Annotated in this window: 20 protein-coding genes and 1 tRNA gene; 11 read left to right on the top strand and 10 right to left on the bottom strand. The window is 64.3% G+C overall.

Annotated features, from left to right (window positions below):
- Window positions 1–3: 3 nt before the first annotated feature.
- Window positions 4–1,005 (top strand): class 1 fructose-bisphosphatase, encoded by a 1,002-nt coding sequence (locus CSQ93_RS11295; RefSeq protein ID WP_034747152.1) that lies wholly within the window; start codon window positions 4–6, stop codon window positions 1,003–1,005.
- A 115-nt stretch (window positions 1,006–1,120) separates the two neighbouring features.
- A tRNA-Thr gene (locus CSQ93_RS11290) sits at window positions 1,121–1,196 on the top strand.
- 70 nt (window positions 1,197–1,266) lie between these two features.
- On the opposite strand, the gene CSQ93_RS11285 is transcribed toward CSQ93_RS11290, so the two are convergent.
- The 4 genes from CSQ93_RS11285 to CSQ93_RS11270 form a co-directional block, all read right to left on the bottom strand.
- Window positions 1,267–1,677: a cupin domain-containing protein gene (locus CSQ93_RS11285; protein WP_099378115.1), complete on the bottom strand. Its 411-nt coding sequence runs from the start codon at window positions 1,675–1,677 to the stop codon at window positions 1,267–1,269.
- A 77-nt stretch (window positions 1,678–1,754) separates the two neighbouring features.
- Window positions 1,755–2,582: an AraC family transcriptional regulator gene (locus tag CSQ93_RS11280; RefSeq protein ID WP_099378114.1), complete on the bottom strand. Its 828-nt coding sequence runs from the start codon at window positions 2,580–2,582 to the stop codon at window positions 1,755–1,757.
- A gap of 83 nt (window positions 2,583–2,665) precedes the next feature.
- Complete coding sequence (locus CSQ93_RS11275; RefSeq protein WP_099378113.1) at window positions 2,666–3,760, bottom strand: porin; 1,095 nt, start codon at window positions 3,758–3,760, stop codon at window positions 2,666–2,668.
- A gap of 4 nt (window positions 3,761–3,764) precedes the next feature.
- Window positions 3,765–5,639: an amidohydrolase gene (locus CSQ93_RS11270; RefSeq protein WP_099378112.1), complete on the bottom strand. Its 1,875-nt coding sequence runs from the start codon at window positions 5,637–5,639 to the stop codon at window positions 3,765–3,767.
- Between the two features lie 239 nt (window positions 5,640–5,878).
- Here CSQ93_RS11270 and CSQ93_RS11265 point away from each other — a divergent pair, with 239 nt between their 5' ends.
- Complete coding sequence (locus tag CSQ93_RS11265; RefSeq protein ID WP_099378111.1) at window positions 5,879–6,577, top strand: YoaK family protein; 699 nt, start codon at window positions 5,879–5,881, stop codon at window positions 6,575–6,577.
- Window positions 6,578–6,592: 15 nt separating this feature from the next.
- Here the strand turns inward: CSQ93_RS11265 and CSQ93_RS11260 are convergent, their stop codons facing one another.
- A complete protein-coding gene (locus tag CSQ93_RS11260) occupies window positions 6,593–7,225 on the bottom strand; it encodes a response regulator (protein ID WP_099378110.1) in 633 nt (210 codons plus the stop codon).
- A gap of 209 nt (window positions 7,226–7,434) precedes the next feature.
- On the opposite strand from CSQ93_RS11260, the gene CSQ93_RS11255 reads away from it, so the two are divergent.
- Both CSQ93_RS11255 and CSQ93_RS11250 read left to right on the top strand, forming a co-directional pair.
- The gene (locus CSQ93_RS11255; protein ID WP_099378196.1) at window positions 7,435–8,121 is read left to right on the top strand and encodes a hydrolase; all 687 of its coding nucleotides are present in this window, start codon (window positions 7,435–7,437) and stop codon (window positions 8,119–8,121) included.
- A 72-nt stretch (window positions 8,122–8,193) separates the two neighbouring features.
- Complete coding sequence (locus CSQ93_RS11250) at window positions 8,194–8,475, top strand: XapX domain-containing protein (protein ID WP_099378109.1); 282 nt, start codon at window positions 8,194–8,196, stop codon at window positions 8,473–8,475.
- Between the two features lie 10 nt (window positions 8,476–8,485).
- On the opposite strand, the gene CSQ93_RS11245 is transcribed toward CSQ93_RS11250, so the two are convergent.
- The 3 genes from CSQ93_RS11245 to CSQ93_RS11235 all read right to left on the bottom strand — a co-directional run bounded on the left by CSQ93_RS11245 (window position 8,486) and on the right by CSQ93_RS11235 (window position 11,027).
- Window positions 8,486–9,133, bottom strand: coding sequence for a response regulator (locus CSQ93_RS11245; RefSeq protein WP_099378195.1), 648 nt, complete (start codon window positions 9,131–9,133; stop codon window positions 8,486–8,488).
- An 8-nt stretch (window positions 9,134–9,141) separates the two neighbouring features.
- Window positions 9,142–9,876 (bottom strand): sensor histidine kinase, encoded by a 735-nt coding sequence (locus CSQ93_RS11240; protein WP_158301198.1) that lies wholly within the window; start codon window positions 9,874–9,876, stop codon window positions 9,142–9,144.
- Between the two features lie 173 nt (window positions 9,877–10,049).
- Window positions 10,050–11,027 (bottom strand): alpha/beta fold hydrolase, encoded by a 978-nt coding sequence (locus CSQ93_RS11235; RefSeq protein ID WP_099378107.1) that lies wholly within the window; start codon window positions 11,025–11,027, stop codon window positions 10,050–10,052.
- Window positions 11,028–11,196: 169 nt separating this feature from the next.
- On the opposite strand from CSQ93_RS11235, the gene CSQ93_RS11230 reads away from it, so the two are divergent.
- Window positions 11,197–11,610, top strand: coding sequence for a DoxX family protein (locus tag CSQ93_RS11230; protein ID WP_199534355.1), 414 nt, complete (start codon window positions 11,197–11,199; stop codon window positions 11,608–11,610).
- On the opposite strand, the gene CSQ93_RS11225 is transcribed toward CSQ93_RS11230, so the two are convergent.
- Window positions 11,607–13,007: an aminotransferase-like domain-containing protein gene (locus tag CSQ93_RS11225; RefSeq protein ID WP_099378106.1), complete on the bottom strand. Its 1,401-nt coding sequence runs from the start codon at window positions 13,005–13,007 to the stop codon at window positions 11,607–11,609. The two genes, CSQ93_RS11230 and CSQ93_RS11225, sit on opposite strands and share 4 nt — an antisense overlap.
- 377 nt (window positions 13,008–13,384) lie before the next feature.
- Between CSQ93_RS11225 and CSQ93_RS11220 the strand changes: the two genes are divergently transcribed.
- The 5 genes from CSQ93_RS11220 (at window position 13,385) to CSQ93_RS11200 (ending at window position 20,832) form a co-directional block, all read left to right on the top strand.
- Window positions 13,385–13,738: a DUF883 family protein gene (locus CSQ93_RS11220; protein WP_099378105.1), complete on the top strand. Its 354-nt coding sequence runs from the start codon at window positions 13,385–13,387 to the stop codon at window positions 13,736–13,738.
- Between the two features lie 240 nt (window positions 13,739–13,978).
- Entirely contained in the window at window positions 13,979–16,390 is a 2,412-nt protein-coding gene (locus CSQ93_RS11215) for a catalase (protein WP_099378104.1), read from the top strand.
- A gap of 197 nt (window positions 16,391–16,587) precedes the next feature.
- A complete protein-coding gene (locus CSQ93_RS11210; protein WP_199534354.1) occupies window positions 16,588–18,282 on the top strand; it encodes an MFS transporter in 1,695 nt (564 codons plus the stop codon).
- Window positions 18,269–19,438 carry an HlyD family secretion protein gene (locus CSQ93_RS11205; RefSeq protein WP_233516138.1) on the top strand — a complete coding sequence of 390 codons (1,170 nt, stop codon included), beginning with the start codon at window positions 18,269–18,271 and terminating at the stop codon, window positions 19,436–19,438. The genes CSQ93_RS11210 and CSQ93_RS11205 overlap by 14 nt, the downstream gene beginning before the upstream one ends.
- Window positions 19,435–20,832 carry an efflux transporter outer membrane subunit gene (locus CSQ93_RS11200; RefSeq protein ID WP_099378102.1) on the top strand — a complete coding sequence of 466 codons (1,398 nt, stop codon included), beginning with the start codon at window positions 19,435–19,437 and terminating at the stop codon, window positions 20,830–20,832. The genes CSQ93_RS11205 and CSQ93_RS11200 overlap by 4 nt, the downstream gene beginning before the upstream one ends.
- Before the next feature lie 33 nt (window positions 20,833–20,865).
- Here the strand turns inward: CSQ93_RS11200 and CSQ93_RS11195 are convergent, their stop codons facing one another.
- Window positions 20,866–21,114: a hypothetical protein gene (locus tag CSQ93_RS11195; protein ID WP_099378101.1), complete on the bottom strand. Its 249-nt coding sequence runs from the start codon at window positions 21,112–21,114 to the stop codon at window positions 20,866–20,868.
- Window positions 21,115–21,448: the final 334 nt, after the last annotated feature.

The raw sequence follows: 21,448 nt of genomic DNA, 5'->3' as shown, positions 1-21,448 counted from the left end.
TTCATGAAACGCATCAGTCTTACGCAATACCTGGTTGAAGAGCAGCGCTCGAACAACAGCATTCCGGCCGAACTGCGCCTGCTGATCGAAGTCGTCGCGCGCGCCTGCAAAACCATCAGCCACGCCGTCGGCAAGGGCGCGCTGGGCGAAGTGCTGGGCACGGCGGACACGGAAAACGTGCAGGGCGAAGTACAGAAAAAACTCGACATCATCTCCAACGAGATCCTGCTGGAAGCGAACGAATGGGGCGGCCACCTGGCTGCCATGGCGTCGGAAGAGATGGAATCGATCCACCCGATCCCGAACCGCTATCCGAAGGGCGAATACATGCTGCTGTTCGACCCATTGGATGGCTCGTCGAACATCGACGTCAACGTCTCGATCGGTACCATCTTCTCGGTACTGAAGGCGCCGGACGGCATGGGGCAGCCGACCGAGCAGGACTTCATGCAGGCAGGCAGCAAGCAAGTGGCGGCCGGCTACGCCGTGTACGGCCCGCAAACCATGCTGGTGCTGACCTTCGGCAATGGCGTGAACTGTTTCACCCTGGACCGTGAAATGGGTTCGTGGGTGCTCACGCAAAGCAATATGCAGATCCCGCCGACGACGAAGGAATTCGCCATCAACATGTCGAACGCGCGCCACTGGCATCCGCCTGTGAAACGCTATGTCGACGAACTGTTGGCCGGCGACACGGGCCCGCGTGGCACCAACTTCAACATGCGCTGGATCGCCTCGATGGTGGCCGACGTGCACCGCATCCTGAACCGCGGCGGCATCTTCATGTACCCGGCCGACCTGCGCGACACCTCAATGCCGGGCAAGCTGCGCCTGATGTACGAAGCGAACCCGATGGCCTTCATCGTCGAGCAAGCGGGCGGCGCCGCCACCGATGGTCAGCAGCGCATCATGGACATCGCCCCGCACAAGCTGCACCAGCGCGTGCCCGTCTTCCTCGGCTCGAAAGACGAAGTGGCCCGCGTCACGGCTTACCACGCGGAGTAAAAGCCGCACTTTTCCACGATTTTTAGCGGCCCGCAGCCGGACCGCCAAAAAAATGCAAAAAAGTTCGCGTTGACACTAGCAAATTTTGTGCATTGTTTGTAGAATGTGGGTCTTCGCCGTTGTAGCTCAGTTGGTAGAGCAGCACATTCGTAATGTGAAGGTCGCCAGTTCGATTCCGGCCAACGGCACCAAGTTTCATCAGAAAACCCGCTTGACTTGCAAAAGTCAGCGGGTTTTTTGTTTTTTGTCATCCTTCCGGCTTCATATCCACTGATCGTTCTGCACAGTGCGCTCATCCGCGTCGCCATCGCCCGTATTGACCACGCCGCGCGGCTCGATCAGCAGCAGCCGGGCTTCGGCAAGGGCGCACGGTTTGTGCTCGACGCCACGGGGTACCACCGCCATCTGGCCGGCACGCAGCACGATGGCATGTCCTTCCGCGTAGCCAGGGCCGCGCAGGGCGATGTGCAATTCGCCTTCCAGCACGATGAAGGTTTCGTCCGTGTTGGCATGCCGGTGCCACTGGAATTGACCGAGTACCTTGACGACCTTGAATTGGTAGTCATTCATTTCGGCGATGACGCGCGGCTGCCAGTGCCCGTCGATCAGGGCTATCTTGCCTGCCAGGTCGATGGACTGGCCCTGGCCGCGCTTGGTGGTGGTGACTGACATGCTGTGCTCCGTTCAAGTGGCGATGCAGCCAGAATACGCAGCTGCTTGCCGGCCGTATTGAACGATCGTGGGTGTTTTCAGCGTGTGCTGGCGCCACCGGCGTAACGCAGCCAGCGGCCAGGCGTGATTCCATGGGTTTTCAGGAAGTGCCGCGTCATGTGGCTCTGGTCGGCAAAGCCCGCGGCCATGGCAGCCGATGCGAGCGTGCTGCCTGCCAGCAGCAGGCGCCGCACCATTTCCAGGCGCCGCATCGTCAGATAGCGGTACGGGCTGGTGCCATAGAAGACGCGAAAGTCGTGCGACAGGCTCCAGCGATCGCGTCCCGTTGCCGCTTCAAGTTCCGCCAGGGTGACGGCGCGCGTGCAGTGCGCCTGCAAGTAGTCGCGCGCGTGCCGCGCCGCCAGGAAATCGCCTTTTGGACGCTGCGCCGGCGTGCCGGCCGCCGCCGCCAGCGCATGCGCCAGTTCTGCCAGCGCCTCGCTTTGTTCCAGCGCTTCGAGCGGGTGGCCGTCGTGCGGCAGCAAGGCGCAGGTGGCCGCCGCCAGGCGGGGATCGGTCGACACGCCGCCTTCGATGAAGGGCAGCGCGCTTCCGCCCAGCACGTCCTGGAACAGCGCCGGCTCGATATACAGCATGCGGTAACGGAAGCCGGCGTCGGTGCCCGCCTGGCCATCGTGGGCCTCGTCGGGATGCAGGATCATGGTATTGCCGGGCAGGCTGTTGCGCTGCCCGCGGCGGTAGCTGAAACGCTGCACGCCCGCCAGCGTGCGGCCGATGGCGTAGGTGTCGTGGCGGTGCATGGCATAGGCCTTGCCCTTGAACCACGCCTCGATGCGTTCGATTCCTTGTACCGGTTCGGCGCACCTGACCCAGTCGCTGAGTGCTGGCGTTGATGCTCGCTTCATGGTGTCTGTTCGCAGATGCCTGCCCTGGTTGACGAATTCAGACTGTACTCGCCGCGCATAGGGCTGTCCACGAAAACCGCGGTTCAGAAGTTGTGCTTGATCCCCAGCGCCACGCCCGACAAGGTGGCGCCCTTCGTTTCTGCATCGCGTCCCAGACTGTTGATGGCAAAGTCGGCGATGCCGTTGCGGCCGTTGGCCAGGAGCGTGTAGTAGGCATACAGGCTGCTGCGTTTCGACAACTGGTAGTCGTACCCGGCGGTGGCGTGGGTGGCGCCCGTACCGCTGCCGGCGCGCACGGTGCCGATGGTTTCCAGCGCGCTGCCGGTGGCGCTTTGCGCGTGGGCCAGGCCGAAGCGCAGGCCATGGCGGCCGAACTGGCGCGTGGCGGAGACATACACCGTGCGTCGGCGCAGCTCGCCCGTGGCCGTGGCGTAACGCAGGCTTTCCAGCGCCACGGCCAGTTGCGTGGCGCTGTCTATCCTCCATGCCAGGGCCAGCTTGCTGCCACGGTCGGAGAGTCCCCTTCCCTGGTAGTCGTGGTGTTCTTCCTGCGCCAGGCTGGCATACAGGGAGCCGCCGTCGTAGAGCAGGGCGGCCGACATCAGTGCGGGATGCGCGCCGTTGGCCGGCCGTTCTTCCGCCATGCCGCGCGCCACGCGCAGCGACCAGCCCCGCCACTGCGGCGTCCAGTAATGCACGCTGTTTTGCTGGCGTCGGTCGAACGAGTACGCATTGCTGGTATTGCTTTCGGTGGCGCCCGCGCCGTTGCCCATCAGGCTCATGTAGCCGGCCGTGGTGGGGTAGAACGGGTCGAGCGCGGAAGTGGCGCTGTTGTAGGGCAGGGTCCAGTTGCCGGCAAACAGGGTGCCCCACGGGCCGGCTATGCCGGCACGCGTGTCGCGCGCGGCGATGGATCCCGCGCCCGTGTCGGGAGCCAAGGTGCCCTCGACCTGGAACAGCGCCTGCCAGCCGCCGCCCAGGTCTTCGCTGCCGCGAAAACCCAGTACCGAGCGGTTGTTGGTGACGCGCTGCACCTTGTCGCCGCTGCCGGACGAGTGCAGCGCTTCGAGCGCCACGTTCAGGCGGCCGTACAGCTGCACATTTTCCTGTGCCGCGGCGGGCAGATTAGCGGCCAGCGCGAGCGCGCCGGCAGCCAGCAGGGGCAAGCGCGTCAGCATGGCCTCAGAACGCAAAGCAGCTGCACCCCAGCGCGCCCCAGAAGCCGGAGTGGCTGGAGACGGGCACGGAACTCTTGCGCGCCACGTCGTGCGCGTGGGCGTGCACGCCGCAGGCGCCCTGGCACTGGTGCTGTTGCATGACGCTGGTCTTTTGCGGCGGCGCGGCGCGGTAGTGACCGGCCACGTTTTTCACGGGCGACCAGTCCGGCAATACGGGGATAGGAGGTGGCGCCAGCTTGGTAAATTCCGCCTGGCCGTAGACGATCTTGCCGCCGACGATGGTGAGCACGGACTCGATCGACTTGATCGCTTCTTCATCGATGCTGAAGAAATCCGCGCTCAGGACCGCCAGGTCGGCCAGCATGCCTTCCTGGATGCGCCCCTTCTTGCCTTGCTCGCTGGAAAACCAGGCGCTGCCCGCCGTCCACAGTTCCAGCGCCGTGTCACGCGACAAACGGCTGCCCGCGTCGTACAGGCGCAAGCCGCCCACGGTGCGGCCCGATACGAGCCAGTACAGCGCCGTCCACGGGTTGTAGCTGGCGACCCGGGTGGCATCGGTGCCGCCGCCCACGGGCACGCCCGAGGCAAGCATGCGCGCGATCGGCGGCGTGGCCTTGGCCGCTTCCGCGCCGTAGCGGTCGACAAAGTATTCGCCCTGGAAGGCCATGCGGTGCTGGATGGCGATGCCGCCGCCCAGCGCCTTGACCCGGTCGATGTTTTTCGGCGTGATGGTTTCGCAATGGTCGAACATCCAGTGCAGGCCGTCGAACGGGATATCGCGGTTGACCTTTTCAAAGACCGTCAGCATGCGGGCTATCGATTCGTCATAGGTGGCGTGCAGGCGGAAGGGCCAGCGTTTCGACACCAGGTGGCGCACGACCTTTTCCAGTTCGTCGTCCATGCCGGGAGCCAGGTCCGGGCGCGGCTCGAGGAAATCTTCGAAGTCGGCGGCCGAAAACACCAGCATTTCGCCAGCGCCGTTATGGCGGTAGTAATCGTCGCCCTGGCCCGGCGTGACCATCTCCGTCCATTTTTCAAAATCCTCCAGTTCGCGGCCCTTGTTTTGCGTGAACAGGTTGTAGGCGATGCGGATGGTCAGCTGCTCCTTTTGCGCCAGCTCCTCGACCACCGCGTAGTCTTCCGGATAATTCTGGAAGCCGCCGCCCGCGTCGATGGCGCTGGTCAGGCCGAGGCGATTGAGTTCGCGCATGAACTGGCGTGTGGAATTGACTTGCAGTTCGCGCGGCAGGGTCGGACCCTTGGCCAGGGTCGCATATAAAATCATGGCGTTCGGACGCGCGATCAGCATGCCCGTGGGGTTACCGGCAGCGTCGCGCACGATTTCGCCGCCCGGCGGATTCGGCGTGTTCTTGTCGTAGCCGACCACGCGCAGGGCGGCGCGGTTCAGCAGGGCGCGGTCGTACAGGTGCAGGATGAAGACGGGGGTGTCGGGCGCGGCCGCGTTGATTTCATCGAGGGTCGGCATGCGCTTTTCCGCGAACTGGAATTCATTCCAGCCGCCGACGACGCGTACCCACTGCGGGTTCGGCGTGCGCAACGCCTGTTCCTTCAGCATGCGCAGGGCGTCTGCCAGCGACGGCACGCCTTCCCAGCGCAATTCCAGGTTGTAGTTCAAGCCGCCGCGGATCAGGTGCAAGTGCGAGTCGTTCAGACCGGGGATCACGGTGCGGCCACCGAGGTCGATCACACGGCTGTCGGGCGCGCGGTGGCGCATGACGTCATCGGCGTCACCGACGGCAAGGAATTTGCCGTCGGCGATGGCCACCGCGCTCGCTTGCGGGCAGCTTTTATCGACGGTATGAAAACAGCCGTTGAGCAGGATCAAGGGTGCGGTGGCGGGGAGGGTGTGTTCTGGCATGGTGCAGCTCCATGGTTGCAGTGCGGGAGGGCCGGCGTGCGCGGCGCGAAAGTCACGTCGGCCAGTGTAGCGGACGTCCCGCGCGTGAACACGGGCCAAAAGATCAGGTGAGGCGGAGCGCACTGGCCGAAGGACGGGGGCGGCGGCCTGCCGCATGGCTTACCATGCAGGTAGCGGCGCCGGGGAGCTGGCGCGTTTTTTGTTTTTTTAGTGCATTGCACGGTATCAGGAGTCATTCGATGGATCAGCCACCACACAGCCGCTTGTTCGGCACCAGCCTGGGATTTTTAGCCGGGTATGTCGATACCCTGGGTTTTATTGCCCTCTTTGGCCTGTTTACGGCCCATGTCACGGGCAACTTCGTGCTGATCGGCGCCGCCCTGGCGGATGCATCACGCGCTTCCATCCTGCTGAAGTTTCTCGCTTTTCCCGCCTTTATCGCCGGCGTCGCCATCACACGCCTGATGGTGCTGGCCGTCGAGCGCCGCGCCGGCCCGTCGCTGACCCTGGCGATGCTGCTGCAGTGGGCCTTGCTGGCCGGCTTCATGGTGTTTGGCATCCTGGCCGAGCCGATCGGCAAGGATGTCAGTTCCATGGCCATGGCGGCAGGCTTGCTGGGCACGGCCGCCATGGGCGTGCACAGTGCCACCAGCCGGCTGCTGCTGGCGCACTTGGCGCCCACTTCCATGATGACGGGGAATGTGACGCAGATCGTCATCGACACCGTCGACGTGCTGCGCGGCGCGGCCGATGCTGCCACCCATGCGCGCTGCGGGAAGTTCTTCTGGCCGTTGCTGGCCTTTGCCCTGGGCGCCATCGCCGCCGCCTTTGCCTACCTGGCCTTCGGTTTCGTGGCGCTGGCCTTGCCGTTGATGCTGCTGGGGGGATTGATCGTCGTGCAGCAGCGTAGCGGCCAGCCGGGCGTGCCGGCGGCCTGAGCGTACTGGCGCGGCTCAGGCGTCGAGGATGCCGCGCCGTAGCGCGATCGTGACGGCGTGGGTGCGGTCACGGGCGCCCAGCTTGGCCAGGATGGTGCTCATGTGCGCCTTGACGGTTTCTTCCTTGATCTGCAGCAGTGCGCCCGTTTCGCGGTTGGAATTGCCTTGCGCAACCTGCTTGAGCACGTCCAGTTCGCGGTTCGACAGCACGTCGCTGCAGGCGTACAGCGCCAGTTCCGCCTCGATCTCGGGCGTGATGTGGCGCCGTCCCGCATGCACGTTCTGTATCGCCGCCAGCAATTCGTGGCGCAGCGCGCTTTTCAGCACATAACCACATGCGCCCGCGCGGATGGCGCGCAGCACTTGCGTGTCGCCCTTGTAGGTGGTCAGCACGATGATGCGCGCCTGCGGATGGCGCGCGCGGATGGTGCCGATGGCGTCAAGGCCGCTCATGACTGGCATCTGCAAATCCATCAGCGTGACATCGGGCTGCAGCGCGTCAAATTGCTGCACCGCCTGCTGGCCATCGGTGGCCTGGCCCACCAGCGCCACGCCGGGAAAGGCGCGCAGCAGGGCCGCGATGCCGTCTAGCAGCAACTGGTGGTCGTCGGCGATGAGGATGCGTATCGGCGCCATATCGCTGCGCATGATGTTGCCTGGCAAAGAGGAGTTATCGATCAAGAGTCGTCGGAACATGGTGAGCAAAAGGTATTTTACCGCAGCGCTCACCGGGCTGCAGGGGGGATTCCCCAGAGGAAAGCTCCATGCCAGCCTACATTTAGATAGTGGTGCGGGCACGCCGCCAGGCATACGATGCACGGCAGTACCCACTCAACCCTGTCTTCATGGATGACATCATGACCAATCCGAAACTGGAAGTCCTTACCCCCGACAATTGCCAGATCATTTTCATCGACCAGCAGCCGCAAATGGCGTTCGGCGTGCAATCGATGGACCGGCAAGCGCTGAAAAACAATACCGTGGGCCTGGCCAAGGCCGCCAAGGTGTTCAACATCCCCACCATCATTACGACCGTCGAAACGGAAAGCTTCTCCGGCCACACCTATCCCGAGCTGCTGGACGTCTTCCCCGGCAAGGATATCCTCGAGCGCAGCTCGATGAATTCCTGGGATGACCAGAAGGTGCGCGATGCGCTGGCCGCCAACGGCAAGAAGAAAGTCGTCGTCTCTGGCCTGTGGACGGAAGTGTGCAACAACAGCTTCGCCCTGTGCGCGATGCTCGAAGGCGACTACGAAATCTACATGGTGGCCGACGCATCCGGCGGCACGTCGAAGGAAGCGCACGACTACGCCATGCAGCGCATGATCCAGGCCGGCGTGGTGCCCGTGACATGGCAGCAGGTGCTGCTGGAATGGCAGCGCGACTGGGCGCACAAGGCAAGCTATGACGCCGTCATGGCCATCGTGCGCGAACATTCGGGCGCCTACGGCATGGGCGTCGACTACGCCTACACGATGGTGCACAAGGCACCGCAGCGCACCCATGGCGAACACGCCACCCTGGCGCCGGTGCCGGCCAGGTAAGCGCCACGCGGCAGTGCCATGCGCCGCGCGCCTGAGCGTGCGCGGCGTTTTTTTCATCGAAAGGAATGCGCCATGAAGTTATATGTGATTTCGCTGGCGGTGGGCTTGCTGGTTGGCGTCATTTACGCCGTCCTGCAGGTGCGCTCGCCGGCGCCGCCCGCCATTGCCCTGATCGGCCTGCTGGGCATGCTGATCGGCGAACAGATCGTCCCCGGCGTCAAGCGCCTGATGGCGGGAGAAGCCATCACGGTGTCGTGGCTGCGCAGCGAGTGTGTGCCGAAGATCAGCGGCGTGGAGGCGAAACCAACGCTGGCCAAGGCCGAACCGCAGCAGAAGGACGACAGCGCCGCTTGATACCGTGGCGTCAGAACGCGCCCAGCAAGCCGCGCCGGGCGGCCACCGTGGCCGCTTCGGTGCGGCTTGATACGTTGAGCTTGGTCAAAATGTTATTTACATGAAATTTGACGGTGCCTACCTCGATGCCGGCGTTGCGCGCGATCATCTTGTTGCTCTTGCCTGCGGACAGGTGCAGCAGGATGTCGTGCTCGCGTTTCGACAGGCGATTCGCCTCGATGCGACTGGCTTGCTGCGCCGCCAGTTCCGGCGGCAGGTAGTGCCTGCCGGCGGCCACCTGGCGGATGCACTGCGTCAGTTGTAGGAAGCCGGAATCCTTCAGCAGGTAGCCGCGCGCGCCGGCGTGCAGGGCGCGGTGCACATTGTCTTCGCCCTGGTAGGTGGTGAGGATGATGATCTTCGCTTGCGCGTCGTCTGCGCAGATGCGTTCGATCGCCTCGACGCCATGCATTTCCGGCATGTTCAAATCCATCAGCACCACGTCGGGCCGTAGCTCCCGGTACAGTTCTACGGCGGCGTAGCCCGTGCCGGCCTGGCCCAGCAGGAGGAAACCTGGCAGTGACGCGATCAGCGAGGCCAGTCCCGCCAGGATCAGCGGGTGGTCGTCGGCGATCAACAGGGTAATCGGCGGATCGGCCGGGGGCAGGGTTGTGTGCATGGCTGTGCTCATGGCGCTGGCAGGGTGAAGTGGAAAACGCTGCCATGGGGGGCGCCGGGGGCATGCCACAGGCGCCCCCCATGCGCGTCGACGATGCGGCGGCAGATGGCCAGGCCCATGCCCATGCCGTCCGGCTTGCTGGAATACAGGGCGTGGTACAGGCGGCCAGCTGCCTGCGGCGCGATGCCGGCGCCATTGTCGGCGATGCTGAAATGCTGCACTTCCCCATCCAGGCGCGAGGACAGCAGCACCGTGCGCGGCCGGCCGCTGGTGCCCTGCAGGGCCTCGATGGCGTTCATCAGCAGGTTCAGGATGACTTGCCGAAATTGCACCGGGTCGGCGTGCAGCAGCGGGCGGCCCGGCGCCAGCTGCGTTTCCAGGCGGATGGCGTGGCGTTGCAGTGGCGCGCACAGCAGCGGCAGCAGGTCTTGCACGGCGTCGTCGGCCACAAAATGGCCGTGGCTGCCCGGCGTGTTGCAGGCCAGGTCCTGCACGCTGCGCAGCACGGCGCTGGCATGGCTGCCGGCGCTGGCGACCAGGGCCAGCGCCGCGCGCGCCTCGTCGAGGCGGGGCGGATCGTGATCGAGCCAGCGCAGGGCGGCATCGGCATTGAGCGTGATGGCCGCCAGCGGCTGGCGCACCTCGTGCGCGACCGATGCAGCAAATTCGCCCATGCCGCCCATGCCGCCTAGATGCTGGGCCTGCGCCAGGCCGGCGTCGTTTTTTTGAAGGGGATAATGCATGCTGGCCATCGCCGTGCTCCTGTCGCTGTCGCAGCGTATGCCGCGCTGCAACAAGTATGCATGGCCTGGCAGGCAAGGCAGTTATACGAATGGGGGAGGCGGGCGGTTTTTTTGCGCGCTGGGGAGAGTGAAACACCGCCGGGCGGGCCGGCGGTGCGGGGAGCGCAGAACGGTCAGGATTTGATAAAGGCCAGCAAGTCGTCGTTCAGTCGGTCCTTGTGAGTGGCCGGCAAGCCGTGCGGCGCGCCTTCATAGATGACCAGCCTGGCGTTCTTGATGAGCTTGGCTGCGGCCTTGCCGGAAGCGTCGATCGGCACGATCTGGTCGTCGCCGCCGTGCACTACCAGGGTCGGCACGGAGATTTTCTTCAGGTCGGCCGTGAAGTCCGTCTCGGAAAATTGTTTGATGCAATCGTAGGCGTTCTTGATGCCGCACTGCATGCCCTGCAGCCAGAAGGTGTCGCGCATGCCTTGCGATACCTTGTTGCCGGGACGGTTGGCGCCGAAGAACGGCACGGTCAGATCCTTGAAGAATTGCGAGCGGTCGGCCAGCACGCCGGCGCGGATGCCATCGAAGACGGACATCGGCAAGCCGCCCGGATTCGTCTCCGACTTGACCATCTGCGGCGGCACGGCGCCCACCAGCACGGCCTTGGCCACGCGTTTTTCGCCATGGCGGCCGATATAGCGCGCCACTTCGCCGCCGCCCGTCGAATGACCGACCAGGGTCGCGCCCTTGATGTCGAGCGCGTCGAGCAAGGTGGCCAGGTCGTCGGCGTAGGTATCCATGTCATTGCCCTGCCATGGCTGGCTGGACAGGCCGTGGCCGCGGCGGTCGTGCGCGATCACGCGGTAGCCGTGGCTGGCCAGGAACATCATCTGGTCTTCCCAGGCGTCGCCCTGCAATGGCCAGCCGTGGCTGAAGACGACCGGCGTGCCCGTGCCCCAGTCCTTGAAGTGGATGACGGTGCCGTCCTTGACGGTGACGCTATTGACGGTGAGCTTGCCCGGCGCTGCAGCGGCGGCGGCTGGCTTGGCGGCAGCGCTGGCGCCACCGGCGGCCAGCAGGCCCGCGCCGGCGGCCACGCCGGCGACGCTGACGAGCAGCTTGCGGCGGGAGTTGACTTCTTCGGCTTCGATTTTCTTCGGCATGATGCATTTCCTTCGGGGATGGGGGAGGGGCCAATGATGGCAACAGCGAGTCTAGGCCTTCGCGCGCGCTGGCGCCTCTGCCAAAAGACCAGTCGCGCCGAGTCTCCCGCCTGCCTATGATGGCTGGCAGCGGCGCCCCGCGCCGCCTGGCTTTCCCACTGGAGTAATCATGAAGAAAAACTCGATGGCGGCGCTGGCCGGCCCCTTTTTACCCGACGCGGGCTTGCTGTTTGCGCGCGTGGCGGGCGCGCTGCTGGTGCTGCACGTGCATGGCTTGCCGAAGCTGCTGCATTTCTCCGAGGAACTGGCGCACATCGACGACCCGCTGCACCTGGGCCGTGCCGTCACCCTGTACTGCGCCCTGTTCGCGGAAATCGTCTGCCCGCTGCTGGTCGCCGCCGGCTTGCTGACGCGCCTGGCCTGCCTGCCCTTGCTGTTCCTGCTGGGCGTGTCGATGCTGCTCGTGCACCCTGACTGGAGCATCGCCGACGGCCAGTTTGGCTGGCTGCTGATCATCGTCTTCGGCACGATTGCCATCAGCGGCGCGGGCAAGTATTCGGTGGATGCGCGGTTGCGCCGTTAAATGACGAATTCCCGCCGCACGGCAGGTTTGTGCGCCAGCAGCAGTGATAATTTCTTCAATGCGCTGGCCAGGCGCGCGCGGTCGCGGAGGCTGCCCAGCGAGATGCGGATGGCGTTCGGCGCACGGCTGTCGTAGAAGGCGTCGGACGCCGTGACGGCCACGCCCTGGGCGCGGGCCGTGTCGGCCAGTTCGCGCGAGCTCCAGTAACTGGGCAGCGAAAACCACACGTGAATGCCATCGCTGCGCGGGTGAGTGGTGCCCGTCAGGAGGGTGCGGATAATGTCCTGGCGCGCATCCGCTTCGCTGCGTATGCCGGCCAGCAGCGCGTGCGCGGAGCCGTCGTGTATCCATTGCGTCGTCAGCGCCGTCGTCACGGGCGTGGCCATCAGACTGAACGTGCGCAGCGCCTGCAGGAAGCGTTCGCGCAGCTGCGTGTCGGCGATCAGTGTATAGGCCATGCGCAGGCCCGGCGCCAGGCATTTTGACAGGGTGGCGATATGCGACACGTGGGCGGGAGCGTAATGCGCCAGGGGCGGCGGCGCATCGGATGCCAGCAGCCAGTACGGGTCATCCTCGATGATGTGCATGCCGCAGCGCTGGGCCACCTCCGTGATGGCCAGGCGGCGCGCGGCCGGCATGGTGTGCGCCGTGGGGTTTTGCAGGGTAGGGTTCAAATACACGAGGCGCGCGTGGTGCTTGCGGCCAGCCTTTTCCAGCGCCTCGGGCAGCATGCCGTCGGCATCCGTTTCCACGGCGATGGTCTTGCGGTTCAACTGGCCTGCGGCCAGGCGCAAGCCCGGATACACGGCCGCTTCCGTCAGGATGGCGTCGCCGGGCCGGCTCAGGGTCAAAATCAGCGCCGCCAGCGCCGCCTGCGCGCCGGGGCAGGCCACCACGTGTTCCGCGTCGACATCGCCGAACATGGGCGCGAGCCAGGCGGCGCCCGCCGCGCGGTCGGCCTGGCTGCCGCCGCCCAGGTGATAGCTCATCAACAGATCGCTGTCCGTGCGCATCAGCACCTGCGCCACGCCCTGTTTCAGCAGGTCGTCGAAATCCACGCCTACGGGCGGCGGCGGGATGTTCATGCTCAGGTCCAGCATCTGCGTCAATTCCACTTTTGGCGCCGCCACATAGGTGCCGCGCGCGCCATGCCCTTCCAGCAGGTTGCGGCGCTTGGCTTCGTCATAGGCGCGCGTCACGGTCGTCAGGTCGATCTGGAACAGCGCGGCCAGGCTGCGCTGCGGCGGCAAGCGGTCGCCCGGGCGCAGGCTGCCATCGGATAGCGCGCGCTCGAGCATGTCGGCGATCTGCAGGTAGCGCGGACCGCCGTGCTGCACGAACGGCGTGATCCATGCGCCGGCCTGGCTTTCTTCTTGTATGGATTTTGACTTGGACATTTTATCTATATGTATGGGTATTTATTCATGCAATTATGAGGAAATACCTTGAAAAAATCCATGCATTTGTGAGTGGAGCAGGTTTTATCTTGCGGCAAGGACTATGCATAATGGATCGTTTCCCTGCATCCAAATCGGACTGGCTGGGATTGCTATTTCCAACAGGAATTTAAGTCTGGCCTTCAAGGTGTGGCAGCGCACGGTGGCGCGCGGCTGGCGCGGGTAAGGTAGTGCTAACAGCTTGCTGCTGATCCACTGTTTGATATGGCTCAGCCCGGCAGCGTTTAGCCGCTTCTTTTTCCCCGAAGCGAGGAGAATCATGATTCGGTCACGGCATCGAGCATGGTTGAAATTATTCACTGTTAAAGGAAACCATCATGAACGCGATTGAAAAAACCAGCTCCGATATGAACGGTACCCCCCAGGATACCCGCCAGGAATTGCACCGCACCATCGACAAGGTGGCAAGCCAGGCACAACCCCTGGCCGACAAGGTGGCCACGCGCGCCCATGACGGCGTGGACCAGGTGGGCGACCGCCTGGACCAGGTCAGCGACAGCGTCAACAAGGCATCCGAAACCCTGATGGCGCGCGGCAAGCAATTGGGCGCCGCCTGCCAGCGCGCCGGCGAGACGGGCCGCGATTATGTGCGCGAGCGCCCGGCAGTGTCCTTGCTGATCGCGGCAGCGGCCGGGTACGGCCTGTCGAAATTGCTGGGCTCGCGTAAATAAGTTTTGCGCCTTCCTGGAAGGTAGTTGTCGTGGGCGCTATTCCCCTCGCCGTCATGGCAGGGCGGGCCGGCGCCCACGCGCACAAGGTAGTAGCAAGCAGTAAAGGAGAGTGATGATGCGCTCCATTTTGTTGTGGTTGATCGGCATACCTATACCCATCATTATTTTGATTGCCCTGTTCGTGCGCTGAATGAGGGAGTTGTAGCGTTCTCCCGGGGCAAACTACTCACAGGAGACGTAATGGCTACCAACAAGAAATCGCCGTCCACGGACGGTGCGGGTTCCGTTTTGAGCAGCATGTCCGGTCCATCTGACAGCAATGCGCCGCACAGCCTGGGGGCGGACAATGACGTGACCCGCGCGCTGCTGCAAAAGACGGCCGCCGGCCAGCAGCTGGCCGCCGCCATGGCCGTCAATCCGAAAGAGGAAGGCCAGTACGGCGAGGCGGCGCGCACGCCGGCCGAAGGCGTGCATGTGGCAGCTGGCGAGCCGCTGGCCACGGCCAGCACCACGGGCGAAACGATACCCTCTCCAAAGACGGGCGATGGCCAGCCCGCGCTGGGCGAGAATGCGCTGAATAGCTCGCTGGACGGCGCCCGTGCCGACGATAGCGGCTGCGTGCTGACGACCAATCAGGGCGTGCCCGTGGGTGACAATCAGAATTCGCTGAAGGCGGGCTTGCGCGGCCCGACCCTGATGGAAGATTTCATCCTGCGTGAAAAGCTCACGCATTTCGACCATGAGCGCATCCCCGAGCGCGTCGTGCATGCGCGCGGTTCGGCGGCCCACGGTTACTTCGAATGCTACAAGGAACAAAGCAAGCATACGCGTGCCAAGCTGTTCGCCAAGGCGGGCAAGCGCACGCCCGTCTTCGTGCGTTTTTCCACGGTGGCTGGCGAACGCGGTTCCACCGATACGGCGCGCGACGTGCGCGGCTTTGCCGTGAAGTTTTATACGGACGAGGGCAACTGGGATTTGGTCGGCAATAACATCCCCGTCTTCTTCATCCAGGATGCGATGAAATTCCCCGACCTCGTGCATGCGGTCAAGCCCGAACCGCACAATGGCATGCCGCAAGCGGCCAGCGCGCACGACACCTTCTGGGATTTCGCCTCGCTGTCGCCGGAAATCACGCACATGCTGATGTGGGCCATGTCGGACCGCGCCATCCCCCGCAGTTACCGGATGATGCAGGGCTTCGGCGTGCACACCTTCCGCCTCGTCAATGCCAAGGGCCAGTCCGTGTTCTGCAAATTCCACTGGTCGCCCATGGCCGGCACGCACTCGCTCGTGTGGGACGAAGCCGTCAAGATCAGCGGCGCCGATTCCGATTTCCACCGGCGCGATCTGTGGGAAGCCATCGAGTGCGGCGCGTATCCCGAGTACGAGCTGTCCTTTCAGGTCTTCACGGAAGCGCAGGCGGATGCGTTTCCCTTCGACGTGCTCGACCCGACCAAGCTGATTCCCGAAGAACTTGTCCCTCTCGTCCCCGTCGGGAAAATGGTCTTGAACCGCAACCCGGACAATTTTTTCGCCGAGACGGAGCAGGTGGCATTCTGCACGGCGCACATCGTGCCAGGCATCGATTTCAGTAACGACCCGCTGCTGCAGGGACGCATCCACTCGTATGTCGACACGCAGATCACGCGGCTGGGCGGCGCCAACTTCCATGAAATCCCCATCAATGCGCCGCTGGCGCCCGTGCACAACAACCAGCGCGACGGCATCCACCGCCAGGCCATCAACCGGGGCCGGGTCGCGTATGAACCCAATTCGCTGGCGGGCGGCTGTCCATTCCAGGCGGGCGCGAAGGGCTTCAACAGTTTTCCCGCCTCCGCCGAAGGCGACAAGGTGCGCGGCAAGCCCGAGAAATTCGCTGAGCACTATGGCCAGGCGCGCCTGTTCTGGATCAGCCAGACGCCTATCGAACAAGAGCACATTGTGCATGCATTCCGCTTTGAATTGAGCAAGGTGCAGACGGTGGCTATCCGCCAGCGCATCGTCGCCATGCTGCGCAACGTCGACGAAACCCTGGCGCAGCGCCTGGCCGATGGCCTGGGGCTGGCGCTGCCACCTGTCATGCCGCGTGCCTCGCTGCAGCCGCTGCCGGCATATCCGCCATCGCCGGCGCTGTCGCTCTTTTTCCGCCCCGGCAAGACGGGCATCCATACCCTGCGCGTGGCCATCCTGGTGGGGCCGGGCAGCGATGGCGCGCAGGTGCGCAATATCTATGCCGCGCTGCTGGCCGATGGCGCCGTGCCGCGCCTGGCGGGCAGCCACCTGGGGAAAGTCGACACCAGCGGCGGCGCGCCGCTCGACGTGGAAATCTCGCTCGAGGCGGGACCGTCCGTGCTGTTCGACGCCGTCGTGGTGCCGGACGGTCAGGGCGCCGTGCAGCAGCTGGGCGACGATGCCAATGCGCTCGACTTCCTGCGCCTGCAATACCGCCACTGCAAGCCGATGCTGGCCATCGGCGCCGGCAAGGACTTGCTGGACAAGGCTGGCGTGCCGGTGACCCTGCCCGATGGCAAGCCGGATCCCGCCATCATCGTCGCGCCTTCCGGCGACGTGGTGAAAGCCGTGCCGGCCTTTAAAAAGGCGCTGGTCGCGCACCGGGTGTTTGCGCGCGAGACGGACCCGCCGCGGGTGTGAGAGGCTGCATCGGCACAGGGGCCGGAACCGCCGGCCCCGTTGCATACGCTGTTTGAGCTGCATGCGCAACGCCATGTAACAATGTAAACAATAAAAACGTCCTGCGGTGATATGCTGCTGACTAGAACTGTTCATTTGCCACTATCTGGATAGCAGCGGCAAGGAACGGCTTCAGCAAACCGGATCGCGATTACTGCATGGACAAGTACACACCTCGCACCTGGGGGCCGGGCGAACGCCCGACCTTGCCCGGGTCGCCATCGATGCCCGAACATTCGACGCCCAAGCGTGTCGCGTATTTCATCGTCGGCCTGATCGTCGCGCTGACGGGGGGACTGGGCAACGGCCTGGTGACGGCCAATTTGCTGAACCTGCAAGGTTCGCTGGCTGCCTATGCCTACCAGATGCAGTGGCTGCCGGCCGCCTACGTGATGACCATCGTGTCCATGAATCTGCTGCTGGTGAAGTTCCGCCAGCAGTTCGGCCTGCGCCTGTTCACGGAAGCGTTCCTGGTGCTGTATGCGCTGGTGACGTTCGCCCACCTGTATGCGAATACCTTGCCGTCGGCGATCGCCGTGCGCGCCGCGCATGGCATGGTGGGCGGCGCGCTGGGCGTGCTGGGGCTGTACTACACCTTGCAGGCGTTTCCCGCGCGGCACCGCCTGAAGGGCGTGGTGCTGGGCCTGGGTTTTGCTCAGCTGGCGCTGCCGCTGGCGCGCATCTTCACTTCCGAGCTGCTGCAGATCGGCGAATGGCATGGCCTGTACCTGTTCGAACTGGGGCTGGCCCTGCTGGCGCTGGGCTGCGTGCTGGCCCTGAAACTGCCGCCCGGTGACCGCGTGCAGACGTTCGAGCCGCTCGATTTCCTCACTTTCATCCTGTTCGCGCCCGGTGTGGCCCTGCTGTGCGCCGTGCTGGCGCAGGGGCGCACGGCGTGGTGGATGGAGTCCGAGTGGGTGGGCGTGTGCCTGGCATGTTCCATCGTGCTGATCGCCGCCTCGCTGGCCATCGAACATAACCGCGCGCGCCCGCTGCTCAACACGCGCTGGCTCACCACAGGCAAGATCGCCAAGCTGTTTTTATCCGTGCTGCTGTTTCGTATCGTGCTGTCCGAATCGACGGGTGCCGTGGGCTTTCTGCAGGCGCTGGGCTTGAACACGGACCAGATGCAGAATCTGTTCATCGTGGTCCTGCTGGGCAGCGTGGCAGGTTTGGTGGTCAGCGCGCTGACGATCAACCCCGCGACCCTGAACCGTTCGCTGATGTTCGCGCTGTTGCTGATCGCCGCTGGCGCCCTGATCGACGCGCACGCCACCAGCCAGACGCGCCCCGTCAACATGTATGTCAGCCAGTTTCTGCTGGCCTTTGGCGGCACTTATTTCCTCGGTCCCACCATGGTGGCGGGCATGGGCGCCGTGATCGCCGAACCGCGCAACCTGGTGAGTTTTTCCGTGATGTTTACCATGACGCAGAACCTGGGCGGCCTGCTCGGGGCGGCCATCGTCGGCACCATCCAGACGGCGCGCGAAAAATACCATTCCAGCTACCTGGTCGAGCATCTCACCATGCTTGACCCGCAGGTGGCCGCGCGCGTGCAGTCGGGCGCCGCAAGCTATGGCGGCGTGCTGACGGATCCCACCTTGCGCAGCGCCCAGGGCGTGGCGCGCCTGGGCGCCATCGCCACGCGCGAAGCCAATGTGCTGGCCTATAACGACGTTTTTTTGATGATCGCCGGCGTCGCCATCGCCACCTTGATCTGGATGCTGGTCAGCCAGTCCTGGACCCGCATCACCATCGGCGCGCGCCGTCTGGTCGGCCCCGTGCGCGATGCGCAGACGGCCATGGCCATCGTCCCCATTACCAATTCGGAACCGAGCAATGACAGAAAATAACACCACGCCGCCAGTGCCGCCCATCGCACCCGCACCCGTCGCCCCTTCCACGGCGCAGCCGGACCGGCGCCACCAATGGCTGTCCGCGCTGGCCTTTGCGGCCGTGGCCCTGGTGGGCGTGCTGATCGTGCTGTACGCGTGGCGGCTGCCGCCGTTCACCAGTCCCATCGTGACGACGGAAAACGCCACCGTGCGGGGGCAGGTGACCATCATCGGCACGCAGCTGTCCGGTTATGTGGTGGAGGTGACGGTGCAGGACTTCATGGACGTCAAGGAGGGCCAGCTGCTGGTGCGCATCGACGATCGCATCTATCAGCAGCGCTACGAGCAGGCGCAGGCCCAGCTGGCCGCGCAGCAGGCGGCGCTGTCGAACTGGGCGCAGCAAAAGGCCAGCGCGCAGGCGGGCATTTCCGTCAGCGAGGCCGTGATGGCTAACGCGGAAGCGCAGGCGCGCAAGGCCAGCGCCGACCTCAATCGCGTGGAGCAGCTGGTGGCCGACGGTTCTTTGTCGCAGCGCGAACACGACCAGTCGCGCGCCACGCAGGCGCAGATGGCGGCAGCGCTGGCGCAGGCCAGGGCCAATCTCGACATCGCCCAGCAAAGCGTGCATAGCGTGGTGGTCAACAAGCAGGCCCTGGAAGCGGCCGTGGCGAACGCGCAGGCGGCCGTCAAGGCAGCGAAGATCGACCTCGATAACACGCGCATCGTGGCGCCTTCCGATGGACAATTGGGCCAGGTGACGGTGCGCCAGGGCGCGTACGTGAATTCGGGCGCGCAGCTGATGGCGCTGGTGCCGCGCCAGATGTGGGTGATCGCCAATTTCAAGGAAACGCAGATGAACGGCGTGCAGGAGGGGCAGAGTGCCACCTTCCACGTCGATGCGCTCGACGGCGCCGTGCTGACGGGGCAAGTGGAGCGCATCTCGCCGGCCACGGGTTCCGAGTTTTCCGTGCTGCCGGCCGATAACGCGACGGGTAATTACCTCAAAATCGCCCAGCGCATTCCCGTGCGCATCCGCATCGATGCGGGCCAGGCGAACGCACGCCGCCTCGTGCCCGGCATGTCGGTGGTGGTCAGCGTCGACACGTCGGCCGTGCTGAACGACTCGGCGGAGAATCCGGCGCCGCCGCCTGCAGCGAAGAAGGCCAAGCCATGAAGCGCCATTTCCTGCTGATGGCCGGTGCGCTGGCGCTGGCCGGCTGCGCCGCCAACGCGCCACCGCAGCCCGCATCGGCACTGCAGTTGCCATCCGGCTGGCGCGCGCAGGCGGCAGGTGCACCGGCGGCGACTGACGCCCATGTCGAGCAGCTGTGGTGGCAAGCCTTCGGTGATCCGGTCTTGAGCGACCTGGTGGGCGAGGCGCTGGCGCGCAACGGCGACTTGCGCGTGGCGCGCGCCCGCGTGCAGGAATACCGCGCGCGCCTGGCGCAGGCCGATGCAAACCGCGCGCCCAACCTGGCCTTCGACGGCTCGCCCACGCGCACGCGCACCCTGGCCTCCAGCGGCAAGCCGTATGTGACGAATGTCTTCCAGGCGGAACTGCAGGCCAGTTATGAAATCGATGTGTGGGGCCGGCTGGCCAGTCTGAGCGATGCGGCCGGCGAAAGCTACCGCGCCGAGCAGGCCAGCCTCGATGCGGCGGCCCTGTCGATCGCCGCCAGCGTGGCGACGAGTTACCTGAATCTGCGGGGACTCGACGCGCAGCTGGCGCTGACGCAATCGACCTTGCAGCTGCGCGAACAGTCGCGCGAGCTGGCGCGCAAGCAGTTCGAGGTGGGCTACAGCTCGCGCCTGGAATGGCTGCAGGCGCAATCGGAATACCATGCGGCGGCCGAGCAGGTGCCGCAGCTGCAGCGGCAAATCTTCGAACAGGAAAACGCGCTGGCCATCCTCGTCGGCGGCAATCCCGGCCCCATCGCGCGCGGCTTGCCGCTGGCCGAGCTGGCGGCGCCTGGCGTGCCGGCCGGCCTGCCATCCGAATTGCTGCGCCGGCGGCCCGACATCGCGCGCGCGGAACACAACCTGGCGGCCGCCAACGCCAGCCTGGCGGCCACGCGAGACCAGCTGCTGCCCTCGTTCAAGCTGACGGCCGTCGGCGGCGGGCAAGCGACGACCCTCACCGATTTCCTGCATGCGCCGACGGCCCTGTGGCGCCTGACGGCGCTGGCGGCCGGCCCCCTGTTCGATGGTGGCCGGGTGCAGGCGCAGACGGATGCGGCCGGCGCGCAGCGCGACCAGCTTGTGTACGCATATGAAAACGTGGTGCGCAATGCTTTCGCCGAAACGGAGAACAGCCTGGGCGCCATCTACCGGCTGCGGCAGCAAGCCGTGGAAAACGATGCGCGCCGCGCCACGGCGGCGGACACCCTGCGCATCGCGCATAACCGCTACCGCAATGGCTATGCCTCGTACCTGGAAGAACTCGACGCCCAGCGCACCCTGTACAGCGCCGACGTGGGACTGCTGCAGCTGAAGACGCGCATCCTCGTCGCCTCGGTCGACCTGTACCGGGCCATGGGCGGCGGCTGGTCGGCAGCGGCCCGCCCTTAAAGCTTGTTCCAGTCTGTCCGGCAGGCGACGGATTCATCTGCCGGGACAAGCGCTGGTCTTTCTTGCTGCAACATCCAGGCTGTTTGCCTGGATGCTGACGGCGGCGTCCTCCTGCTGCCCTTTCCCAAAAATCCCTGCTTTTCCCCTGTCCGCGACGGCGCGCTGCCAATTTTTGTTGTTGTATTTTAACAACGATATTTTCACGGTATTTTGCACAAAGAATTTCCACTGGGAATTCTTTTGCGATTTTCGCCGCGCATCTTCTGTGATACCAATAAACATTGTCATTTCAATTATTTTTAGTATCACATGGGAAACACTTTATATTTTGATATGTACGGTAGGATACATAGTGACACATTGGCTGAAATTGGCATCTTTACCGTCATTTTCTGCCATTCCAAGGGCGTGATGCCAAAAAAACTGTCTTAGTACCAATTTCAATAAATAACAAAATAGACACACTTGTTAGCATGGGCACAAGTGCCTTTGAGGAATTTTTTGATTTCCTTGTCCAATCTCAATTAATTAACTTTTTAATATTTTTATTGATTGTAAAGCATTAAAAAATGCACCAGAATGTCGCAAATCATCAATGTTGCTAAAAATTACACAT

It is taken from the genome of Janthinobacterium sp. BJB426 (assembly GCF_002735705.1).
GTDB lineage: Bacteria > Pseudomonadota > Gammaproteobacteria > Burkholderiales > Burkholderiaceae_D > Janthinobacterium.
Note: the sequence above shows the minus strand (reverse complement) of the source record. Positions and strands in the feature narration are given on the sequence as shown.